Source organism: Accumulibacter sp., from assembly GCF_016789985.1.
Taxonomy (GTDB): Bacteria; Pseudomonadota; Gammaproteobacteria; order Burkholderiales; family Rhodocyclaceae; genus Accumulibacter.
Genome location: NZ_JAEUOL010000104.1, coordinates 1 through 10,343, shown reverse-complemented (window position 1 = coordinate 10,343; position 10,343 = coordinate 1). Strand labels below are relative to the sequence as shown.

The window sequence follows — 10,343 nt, the reverse complement described above, 5'->3', positions numbered from 1 at the left end:
GCTTCCTCGGCCAGTGCCATTGCCGCCCTGACACTCATCACTCCCAACTGCTCGCCATCGATTCCGACGAGCCGGACTTCCGGTGCGTTTATCTCTTCGTTAACGCGTTGCGCCTTTTGCAGTGCGATGGGTCCACTCCTTTTTTTGACAAAAGTCAGGCCGTGCCACTGTGCGCGGAAACCTCCGCAAGAAGTCGTCTGATCAGTGCCCCGATCGGCATCTGCCCGAGGTCCCGACCACCGCGTGTGCGCACGGTCACCAGATCTGCTGCCACCTCCTTATCGCCAACAACGATCTGGTACGGCAGCTTGTTCAAGCTATGTTCTCGTATTTTATAGGTAATTTTTTCGTTGCGCAAATCCGCCTCAACCCGCAGCCCAGCAGCGCGCAATGCCGCTGCCACCTGCCCGGCGTAATCGGCCTGCTTCTCGGAGATGTTGAGCACCACGGCCTGCTGCGGCGAAAGCCACAAGGGCATGGCGCCGGCATAATGCTCGACCAGAATGCCGATGAAACGTTCGAGTGAACCGAGGATTGCCCGGTGCAACATGACCGGGATGTGGCGCTCGTTGTTCTCGCCGACGTAATGTGCGTCAAGCCGCTGCGGCAACGCAAAATCAAGCTGCAGGGTGCCACACTGCCAGACGCGACCCAGGCAGTCCTTGAGCGAGAACTCTATCTTCGGCCCGTAGAAGGCACCTTCTCCGGGCTGCAGGTCGTAATCCAGACCCTTGGCGGCCAGGGCTTCGGCCAGGGCAGCCTCCGCCCGCTCCCACACTTCGTCCGACCCGATGCGTTTCTCCGGGCGGGTGGACAGCTTGACGAGGATCTCGGTAAACCCGAAGTCGGCATAAATCTGCTGCAACAGATCGATGAATGCCGCGGTCTCCGGCAATACCTGCGCTTCCGTACAAAAGATGTGGGCATCATCCTGGACAAAAGCCCGCACACGCATGATTCCGTGCAGGGCCCCGGACGGCTCGTTGCGATGGCATGAACCGAACTCGGCCAGGCGCAGCGGCAAATCCCGATAGCTGCGCAGCCCCTGGTTGAAGATCTGGATGTGCCCCGGGCAGTTCATCGGCTTGATCGCGTAGTCGCGATTCTCGGAAGCCGTGGTGAACATGTTCTCCGCGTAGTTCTGCCAATGCCCGGAGCGCTCCCACAGCGAACGGTCCATGATCATCGGCGTCTTCACCTCGCAGTAGCCGTTCCGGCTCAACACGCGACGCATGTACTGCTCGACTTCCTGCCAGATGGTCCACCCTTTCGGATGCCAGAAAACCATTCCCGGCGCTTCGTCCTGCAGGTGGAAAAGATCGAGTTGCCGGCCGAGCTTGCGATGGTCGCGTTTCTCGGCCTCCTCCAGCAGGTGCAGATAGGCGTCCTGGTCTTCCTTCCTGCCCCAGGCCGTCCCGTAGATACGCTGCAACTGCTCGTTGCGATGGTCGCCCCGCCAGTAGGCGCCAGCCAGCTTCATCAGCCTGAAGACCTTCAGTTTGCCGGTCGAAGGCACGTGCGGACCACGACAGAGATCGACGAAATCCCCTTCCCGATAGAGCGAGACGGCCTGGTCCGGCGGAATGGCATCGATCAGCTCGGCCTTGTAATGCTCACCGATCGACTTGAAGAAGGCAATTGCCTCATCACGCTGCCAGACCTCGCGCTGCACGGGCAGATCACGCCGCGCCAGCTCGCCCATGCGCTGCTCGATGGCGGCCAGATCGTCGGGCGTGAACGGGCGTTCGTAAGCGAAATCGTAGTAGAAGCCGTTCTCGATGACCGGGCCGATCGTCACCTGCGCCGCGGGAAAAAGCTCCTTCACGGCATAGGCCATCAGGTGTGCCGTCGAGTGGCGGATGACCTCCAGCCCCTCGGCATCCTTGTCCGTGATGATGCCAAGCTGCACATCGTCGGAGATCGTGAAAGAAGTGTCCACCAGACGGCCATCGACCTTGCCGGCGAGCGCCGCCCGCGCCAGACCGGCGCCGATCGTTCGCGCCACCTCGGCTACCGTGACCGGCTGCGCGAATTCCCGTTGCGAGCCATCAGGCAATGTGACAACCGGCATAGTGCACCCCAGAAGAAAAATGAAAAGCCAGAGCGCCGCTCTGGCTTCTGGTTAGCGGACGAGCCGCCCGATCTGTTCTTGCCGGCCCGGCCCTCGCTCGGCAGGTACAAGCAGCGACCGCAATCCCGTCCGCCGCACTGCCTGAAACGGCGCGATTCTAACACAGCGCAGCAGCACGGCCAAACGCCGCCACACCAGTACGATTCCCGCGCTCAACCCCCTACCGCGGAACGGCCCGCAGCAAATCGATGCAGAAGTCCGGCTCGTAGGGAGGGACATGAACTTCGACGATCGACCCCTCCGGCAGGCTCAGCCGGACACCCGTCACATCGGCACGGATCGGCAGCAGACCGACACCCCGATCCACCAGGATCACGCTACGCAGCTCAGCCACACCTCGCTGCGCCAGGTGCTGCGCCACCCGCAGCAGCGAATGGCCACGATACAGCACGTCGTCGACCACCACGACGACCTTGCCCGGCCACTCGACGGCGCTCTGCTCCGCGTTCTCGCTGAGCAGTGTCTCCGGGTGAAGCAGGCTGAGATCGTCGGCGTAACGCTTTACCTTCAGGGCGACACGCTGGATGCGCCTGATTCCCAGACCGTGCAGACGCTCGACCAGCATCCCGGCGAGCGGCACACCACGTCGCAGAATCCCGATCAGCACGATATCCCGGTCGTCCGGCAGCAATGCCGCCAGGCGACGAGCCATCCCGTCAAGCACCATCTCGAGCTGCTGCGCATCATAGGCACGGAAACGTGTGTTGTCGATCATGCTTGCACGTCCAGACAAGGCCGGGCCATGTCGCGTCCTCAGGCAGAATATCCGGTGAGCCGGTCGGCGGTCCGCGCCAGCGCTTGCAACGCCTCGGCAACGACCACCGGGTAGGCCGGCACCGGTTCGAGGCGGCGCAAGGGCTCCGGCAGGCGGCGCAGTTGCTCGCCGGCATGCGCACGGAGCAGCGCCAGCCCGGGCGGCCGGCCGAGGCGTCGCCCCTGGCGCATCACCGGCAGCAGGAGGTCCGCCTGCGCAGAGGGGTCACCTGCCACACTCAGCACGTCGCCGCACAGCCGGCCATCCGCGTCAAGGCGTCGCCAGACCTGCTTGCGGCCCGGCCAGGTCAGCTTGCCCTCCGAACGCTTACGCCTGGGCAGACCGGCATACTCCTGCAACTTGTAAGCGCAATCGAGATAGGGTTTGTCGGCGGAAGTATTCATCCGCGTGCCGACACCGAATCCATCGATCGGCGCGCCGCCCTGCAGCAGGTCGCGAATCCGGTATTCGTCCAGATTCCCGCTGGCCAGGATGCGCACCTGCGCTGCGCCGCCCGCGTCGAGGATGGCACGGACGCGCCTGGCGTGCTCCCCCAGGTCACCGCTGTCGAGACGCACGGCGCCAATGTGGCACCCCTGGCTGGCCAGCTTCGGGATCAGGTCGAGCAGCTTGCGAGCTCCCTGTTCAGTGTCATAGGTGTCGATCAGCAGGGTCGAACTTGCCGGTTGCGAGCGTGCGAAGCTCTCGAAGGCCCCGCTTTCCGAGCCATGCGCCTGAATGTATGAGTGCGCCATCGTTCCGAAGAGCGGGACTCCCCAGCGCATGCCGGCGAGCACCGTCGCCGTACCGCCAAAGCCGGCGAGATACGAGGCGCGCGCCGACAGCAGGCCGGCCTCGGCACCATGCGCCCGGCGCAGGCCGAAGTCCACCAGCAGGCGATCCTGTGCGGCAAGCACGCAACGCGCTGCCTTGGAGGCGACCATGGTCTGAAACTGCAACAGGTTGATGATCCGCGTCTCGACCAATTGCGCCTCGCGCAGCGGTGCAACAACCCGCAGCAGTGGCTCGTCGGCAAAGAAAACCGTACCCTCGGGCAGCGCGTCGACGTCACCGCCGAAACGCCAATCACGCAGCGAATCCACGAAGTCGGCGCGGAAGCGGCCGCAGTCACGCAGCCACTGCAACTCCTCGGGCGAAAAGCGGGCTTCCTCGAGATAATCGAGCACCTGCTCGAGTCCCGCGGCAACGAGGAAATTGCGTCCTTCCGGCAGCTTGCGCACGAAGAATTCGAACACCGCGGTATCGTTCATGCCTTGCCGATGGTAAGCCTGCAGCATGGTCAACTGGTAGAGGTCGGTCAGTAACAGGCTTTCCCGATTCATGCCGGCAGCTCATCCAGGTGCACCAGCCGGGCACCCAGGGCAGACATCCTGGCCAGCGCGCGTTCCCCGTCCCCCGGCTGCAGGTCGACCGGCCGCACCGCATCGGTCAGAACCACGACGCCGAATCCGGCAGCCAGCGCGTCGCGCACGGTGTTTACCACACAATAATCGGTCGCCAGCCCACCAACGAACAAGCGGCTGATGCCCCGTTGGCGCAGCAGTTCGGCCAGTTCGGTACCGGCAAAGGCGGAATACGCCTCCTGGTCGGCCCGACTTGCCTTGGCAATCACACACACGATTGGCGGCAGGCGCAGCCCCGGCGCAAAATCGGCGCCCGGGGTACCCGCCACGCAGTGCTGCGGCCACCTACCGCCCTGCGCGTCGAACGAGCAGTGATCGGGCGGATGCCAGTCGCGCGCGGCAAGCACCGGCAGTCCGCGAGCCACGAAACGCGCGATATACTCGTTGAGCACCGGTACCACCTCGTCACCCCTGTGCACCGCGAGCCTTCCGCCCGGCAGGAAATCGTTCTGCACGTCCACCACCAGCAAGAGGTCGCCGGGCTGCAATGGCAGATCTCCCCGAGCGCCCGCTTTTCGGTCCACAGGCATGGTCTCGTGGCTCCTCACAACCGCTCGCTCAGGCCGGCAGCGGGGCAAACAGGGCGGCGATGTCGTCGCTGCCGAATTTGGCGTCCACGCCCTGATCGGCCGAGAGAATGCGTGCCGCGAGCTCGGCCTTGCGCTCCTGGAGGGCGAGAATCTTCTCCTCGATGCTGCCGGCGACGATCAGTTTGTACACGAAGACCGGTTTGTCCTGCCCGATGCGATGGGCACGGTCGGTCGCCTGATTCTCGGCGGCCGGGTTCCACCAGGGATCGTAATGGATCACCGTGTCGGCCGTCGTCAGATTGAGGCCGACACCACCCGCCCGCAGGCTGATCAGGAAGATCGGCGCTTCGCCCGCCTGGAAGCGGCGCACCTGTTCCTCGCGGTCGCGCGTGTCGCCGGTCAGCAACGCATAGTCGAGATCGAGCTGTTTCAGTTCCCTGGCGATCAGCGCCAGCATGCTGGTGAACTGAGAGAAAAGCAGGATGCGCCGACCCTCCTCGACCTGCTCCGGCAGCATGGTCATCAACAGATCGAGCTTGGCGCGTTCCTTTACCTTCTGCGCGCTCTTCGCCTTGACCAGTCGCGGGTCGCAACAGACCTGGCGCAACTTCAGCAGGGCATCGAGAATGACGATCTGGCTGCGGTTGAAGCCCTTGCTGGCGATCTCCTCGCGCACCTTGGCGTCCATCGCGACGCGTACCGTCTCGTAGAGGTCGCGCTGCCCGCCGACCAGTTGCACCTTGCGCACGATGATCGTCTTCGGAGGCAGCTCGCGTGCCACCTCCTCCTTCTTGCGACGCAGAATGAACGGACGAACACGGCGCGCCAGCAGATCGCGCCGGTCGCTGTCGCCCTGCTTTTCGATCGGCGTCCGCCAGTAACGGGTAAAGATCTGGCAGGTGCCGAGAAAGCCAGGCAGCAGGAAATCGAACTGGCTCCACAGTTCGCCCAGATGATTCTCCAGCGGCGTGCCGGTCAGGCACAGGCGATGACGCGCCGTGATCCGGCGCACCACCTCGGCCCCCTGGCTGCGCGCGTTCTTCACGGTCTGCGCTTCATCGAGAATCAGCAGGTGATAGGCATGCCGGGTCAGCTCTGCGGCATCCCGCCAGAGCAGCGGATAGGTGGTCAGCACCACGTCGTGTCGCGTGATCTCGGCGAAACGGCTCTTGCGTTCGGGTCCGTGCAGCGACAGGATCGACAGGCCGGGGGCGAAACGCGCGGCCTCGTTGGTCCAGTTGAAAATCAGCGAAGTCGGCAGAACGATCAGCGCCGGCCGGTCGAGCCGCCCGGATTCCTTTTCCAGCAGCAGATGCGCCAGGGTCTGGGCAGTCTTGCCGAGCCCCATGTCGTCGGCCAGAATGCCGGCCAGATTCTGCTCGCGCAGGAACTGCAGCCAGGCCAGGCCTTCGATCTGGTAATGGCGCAGCGCCAGACCGAGTCCCGCGGGCGGATCGATATGGCTGATGCCCTGTGCCGCACTGAGCTGCCCGGCGAGCGCCAGCAGATCGCCCTGGCCCCTGAAGCGCCAGCGACTGACATCGTTGAGTTCGCTCAGGCGCGGCGCATCGAAGCGCGACAGGCGCAGGCTGGTGCCACCCGAAAAGCCTTCGAACAGGTCGATCAGAGTTGCGGCGAGCGGTTTCAGGCGCCCGGCCGGGGCGCGAATGCGCAGGCTGGCCGGCGTCACCAGTTCGATCATTTCCTGATCCGGGATCTGTGCCAGCAGGCTGGCCTCCAGCCAGCGCCCGTCGCGCCGGAACAGCGCGGCGAGCAGCGGTGCCAGCGGCAGGCGTTCGCCTTCGACGATGATGCCCATGTCGAGCTCGAACCAGCCGTTGTCTGATTCGAAGAGGTCGGCATCCCAGGCCTCGATGTCGAGCAGCCGATGGCGGAAATCCGCCGCGCAGTCGATCTGCCAGCCGGCGTCGCGCAGGTAGGCCAGCTCCTCGCGCATGAACTCCGGCCACCGGCTTTCCCGCGCCAGTCCATAGGCATTGTCGGGCGGACGACCGAAGGTGTGCAGCACGTAACCCGGAACCTTTTCCAGGCCGGCACCGCCCAGTTCGGCCATCAGCCGCTCCTCGAGCGCACGCTGCCGTTCGACCCGCACCATCTCGCCGCCCGGCAGCACCACAAAGTCGCGCAGCTCGTCCGGAATCACCTCGACCTCGCCATAGCGGAAGACCACCAGGGCGACGTCGAAGGAACCGCCGCCGTAGCTGGCGACATAGTCGCGCCAACCCCGGTTGCCGTGCGTCTGCAGGGTCCGCAGGCGGAGCAGCGGCAGCGCTTCGGCGACGATGCTGCGCAGGCCGGTACTCGTCTGCTCCGGGTCGGGCGGCATCTCGCAGGCCGCTTCGGCCAGCGCCTCGCCGACCAGTGCGGCCGCCGTGACCGACAGCGGCGGCAGCGAGAACAAGCGGGCGACCACCGCCGGATTGCCGCGCACCTGCAAGGGTCCGACCAGCCGCCGGTCGAGATCGACGAACCAGGGTGACGGCCAGGGGATCACCAGACTGGCCGCCGGCTCGGCGACCAGTATCGGCAACTGCCGCCCGTCACCACTCTCGCGCCAGCTCACGCCGGCCGGCCGTGGGGCAGCCAGCGAGAGGGGCGAGAAATCATCCTTGCGGCACAGACGACCGGTCTGCGCGAGCAGTTGCAGCGCTTCGCTGCCGTGTCGCGGTCCCAGGCCGAAAGCCCGCAGGCCGGTGTCGAACGAGCGTTCGGCCCACAACAGGCGGAGGATCGCCCGATCCTCCTCGCCGACGAAACGCGGCGGTTTGCTCAGCGCACGATCGATGCTCCACAGCTCTTCGGCGCTGTCCGGATCGCGCCCCTTGTGCACGGTCACCCCGAAGCCACGCGCGTCAGGCGTCCAGTGCAGCAGGTAGAAGAGCTGTTGCCGGCTGGCCGGACTGCGGTCCTTCTTGCTGACCGCCATCGCCACCCGCCGCAGTTCTTCCGTCCAGGAGAGCATGCCCAGTTCGCCCGGTGCCGGGGGATCCGCGGACTTATCCATGCGACGCCGCCAGTCCGCCCGCCACCCTGCCGCGTCGCCGGACGACGCGCAGCAGCGAGCCGCCGCCCGAAAACCTGCGCAGGACCTCGACTCGCAATGCAGCATTCATTGGCAGCCCCCGGTCTCGTGCAACGTGGAGCACGCTGGGACAGACGCTTCAAGCGACATAAGCTAGCACAGGCCGGCAATCTGCGGCAAGCGAGGCGAACGCCCGGACCTCCTGCCAGCTTGTTGCCACGATCAGTCGCGGAAGTTGCCGTACTTGATCGGGAAATCGGTGATCGCCCTGGTCACCAGGGCGATGCAGGCCTGCAGTTCGTCGCGCTTGGCGCCGCTGACGCGTACCGCATCGCCCTGGATCGAAGCCTGCACCTTGAGCCTGGAATCCTTGATCAGCTTGATGATCTTCTTCGCCAGCTCCGACTCGATGCCGACCCGGATCTTCAGTTCCTGCTTCACCTTGTTGCCGGAGACCCGCTGCACCGGCTGATCTTCCAGCCGCTTGGTGCTTTCCTTCTCCTTCTTCTCCATCGCCGGGAAGAGCAGGTCCCTGATCTGGCCGAGCTGGAAATCCGAGTCGCCGTGCAGCGTGATGATCCTGTCCTTGTCGTTCAGTTCGACCCTGGCACTGCTTCCCTTGAAATCGTAGCGGTTGTCGATCGCCCGGCGGGTCACGTCGATCGCGTTGTGCAGCGCAGCCATGTCGGCTTCGGAGGAAAAATCGAATGAAGGCATGGGTCGTCCGGTGAGGATTTGCGGGAGTCGGCGGAGACGCGGGAGCGCGGCCGCGCCTAGGCGAAATGGCAAACGTAATGATAAGGCTCGTCGCAGGCGATCTCGAACGACGAATCGGGCGGCACGGCAAAGGATTCGCCGGCGCCGTAGACCGTCCACCCGCTTTCCCCCTGGCGGCGCACGCGACAGGAGCCGGCCACCCCCTCCATGACCTCCGCCACGCCGGTGTTGAAGCGCAGGGTCGCGGGCAGGATCACCCCCAGCGTCTTGCGGCTGCCATCGGCCAGCAGGACGGTATGGCTGACGCACCTGCCGTCGAAGTAGACATTGGCCTGCTTGACGACACTCACCTGATCGAATTGCGACATGTTCTACAGTCCCCAGAGTTTTTCCATGATCGTCTTGGCAATGAAGCCCAGCATGCCGAACGACAGGACGAAGAAGAGCACCATGGTGCCGGTCTTGCCGGCCTTCGACTGCCACGCGATCTCGCCGATGATGAACAGCATGAAGAGCATGAAGGCACCAACCCCGAAGGTCATGCCGAACTCCGATATCTGTTCCTCGGTCAGGCCAAACATCGTCGCCGCTCGTCGTTCAGGCTGCAGATCGACGGCTCATCGCCCGCTCATCTCCCGCGCTCCGCCAGCCTGGCGGCAATCCGCAGGCGCAGGGCGTTGAGCTTGATGAAACCGGCGGCATCCCTTTGGTCATAAGCCCCGGCATCGTCCTCGAAGGTGGCGATCGTCGCGTCGAACAGCGAATCACCCGGCGAGTCGCGCCCGACGACGATCACGTTGCCCTTGTACAGCTTGACCCTGACCCAGCCGTTCACCGCCTGTTGCGTGTGGTCGATCAGCTTCTGCAGCGCGCTGCGCTCCGGGCTCCACCAGTAGCCATTGTAGATCAGGCTGGCGTAGCGCGGCATCAGATCGTCCTTGAGATGCGCCACTTCGCGGTCGAGGGTGATCGATTCGATCGCCCGGTGCGCCGGCAGCAGGATCGTTCCGCCGGGCGTCTCGTAGCAGCCGCGCGACTTCATGCCGACGTAGCGGTTCTCGACCAGATCGATGCGCCCGATGCCGTGCTTGCCGCCCAGCCGGTTCAACAGGGCCAGCAGTTCGTGCGCCGGCAGGCGTTGGCCGTTGATCGCCACCAGGTCGCCCTGCGCGAACTCCAGGTCGAGGTACTCGGCGGCATCGGGCGCCGCTTCCGGCGACACCGTCCAGCGCCACATCGACTCCTCGGCTTCGGCCGACGGATCCTCCAGATGGCGACCCTCGTAGCTGATGTGCAGCAGGTTGGCGTCCATCGAATACGGCGAACCGCCCTGTCGGTGTTTCATCTCGACCGGAATGCCATGCCGCTCGGCGTAGGCGAGCAGCTTCTCGCGCGACAGCAGATCCCATTCGCGCCAGGGAGCGATGATCCGGATGTCCGGCCGCAGCGCGTAGGCGCCCAGTTCGAAGCGCACCTGGTCGTTGCCCTTGCCGGTCGCCCCGTGCGCCACCGCGTCGGCGCCGGTCAGGTTGGCGATCTCGATCATCCGCTTGGCGATCAGCGGTCGGGCGATCGAGGTGCCGAGCAGATACTCGCCCTCATACACCGTGTTGGCGCGGAACATCGGGAAGACGAAATCGCGCACGAACTCCTCGCGCAGATCGTCGATGTAGATGTTCTCCGGCGCGATGCCGAACTGCAGGGCCTTCGGCCGTGCCGCCTCGAGTTCCTCGCCCTGGCCGAG

General features: G+C 65.0%; 9 protein-coding genes and 1 pseudogene. All 10 read right to left on the bottom strand.

Features of this window, described 5'->3' with window-relative positions:
• Positions 1-92 (bottom strand): annotated as a pseudogene (locus JNK99_RS06260) (translation initiation factor IF-3); the annotation flags it as partial.
• A 62-nt stretch (positions 93-154) separates the two neighbouring features.
• Positions 155-2,071 (bottom strand): threonine--tRNA ligase, encoded by a 1,917-nt coding sequence (thrS, locus tag JNK99_RS06255; RefSeq protein WP_291850222.1) that lies wholly within the window; start codon positions 2,069-2,071, stop codon positions 155-157.
• A 220-nt stretch (positions 2,072-2,291) separates the two neighbouring features.
• Positions 2,292-2,846 (bottom strand): phosphoribosyltransferase family protein, encoded by a 555-nt coding sequence (locus tag JNK99_RS06250; RefSeq protein ID WP_291850219.1) that lies wholly within the window; start codon positions 2,844-2,846, stop codon positions 2,292-2,294.
• 38 nt (positions 2,847-2,884) lie between these two features.
• Positions 2,885-4,228 carry a nicotinate phosphoribosyltransferase gene (locus tag JNK99_RS06245; protein WP_291850216.1) on the bottom strand — a complete coding sequence of 448 codons (1,344 nt, stop codon included), beginning with the start codon at positions 4,226-4,228 and terminating at the stop codon, positions 2,885-2,887.
• A complete protein-coding gene (locus tag JNK99_RS06240) occupies positions 4,225-4,839 on the bottom strand; it encodes a nicotinamidase (protein WP_291850213.1) in 615 nt (204 codons plus the stop codon). The genes JNK99_RS06245 and JNK99_RS06240 overlap by 4 nt, the downstream gene beginning before the upstream one ends.
• A 28-nt stretch (positions 4,840-4,867) precedes the next feature.
• Positions 4,868-7,864 carry a DEAD/DEAH box helicase gene (locus JNK99_RS06235; protein WP_291850210.1) on the bottom strand — a complete coding sequence of 999 codons (2,997 nt, stop codon included), beginning with the start codon at positions 7,862-7,864 and terminating at the stop codon, positions 4,868-4,870.
• A gap of 240 nt (positions 7,865-8,104) precedes the next feature.
• Entirely contained in the window at positions 8,105-8,599 is a 495-nt protein-coding gene (locus JNK99_RS06230; RefSeq protein WP_291850208.1) for a YajQ family cyclic di-GMP-binding protein, read from the bottom strand.
• A gap of 56 nt (positions 8,600-8,655) precedes the next feature.
• On the bottom strand, positions 8,656-8,967 hold the full coding sequence (locus tag JNK99_RS06225) for a pyrimidine/purine nucleoside phosphorylase (RefSeq protein WP_291850207.1): 312 nt from the start codon (positions 8,965-8,967) through the stop codon (positions 8,656-8,658).
• Between the two features lie 3 nt (positions 8,968-8,970).
• The gene (locus tag JNK99_RS06220; protein ID WP_291850205.1) at positions 8,971-9,180 is read right to left on the bottom strand and encodes a DUF2788 domain-containing protein; all 210 of its coding nucleotides are present in this window, start codon (positions 9,178-9,180) and stop codon (positions 8,971-8,973) included.
• A gap of 47 nt (positions 9,181-9,227) precedes the next feature.
• The coding region (locus JNK99_RS06215) for an argininosuccinate synthase (RefSeq protein WP_291850203.1) at positions 9,228-10,343 on the bottom strand (1,116 nt) is incomplete at its 5' end.

Excerpts from the sequence above, each read along its gene's own strand:
- thrS (WP_291850222.1), bottom strand. The coding sequence starts at position 2,071 with ATGCCGGTTGTCACATTGCCTGATGGCTCGCAACGGGAATTCGCGCAG.
- JNK99_RS06250 (WP_291850219.1), bottom strand. The coding sequence starts at position 2,846 with ATGATCGACAACACACGTTTCCGTGCCTATGATGCGCAGCAGCTCGAG.
- JNK99_RS06245 (WP_291850216.1), bottom strand. The coding sequence starts at position 4,228 with ATGAATCGGGAAAGCCTGTTACTGACCGACCTCTACCAGTTGACCATG.
- JNK99_RS06240 (WP_291850213.1), bottom strand. The coding sequence starts at position 4,839 with ATGCCTGTGGACCGAAAAGCGGGCGCTCGGGGAGATCTGCCATTGCAG.
- JNK99_RS06235 (WP_291850210.1), bottom strand. The coding sequence starts at position 7,864 with ATGGATAAGTCCGCGGATCCCCCGGCACCGGGCGAACTGGGCATGCTC.
- JNK99_RS06230 (WP_291850208.1), bottom strand. The coding sequence starts at position 8,599 with ATGCCTTCATTCGATTTTTCCTCCGAAGCCGACATGGCTGCGCTGCAC.
- JNK99_RS06225 (WP_291850207.1), bottom strand. The coding sequence starts at position 8,967 with ATGTCGCAATTCGATCAGGTGAGTGTCGTCAAGCAGGCCAATGTCTAC.
- JNK99_RS06220 (WP_291850205.1), bottom strand. The coding sequence starts at position 9,180 with ATGTTTGGCCTGACCGAGGAACAGATATCGGAGTTCGGCATGACCTTC.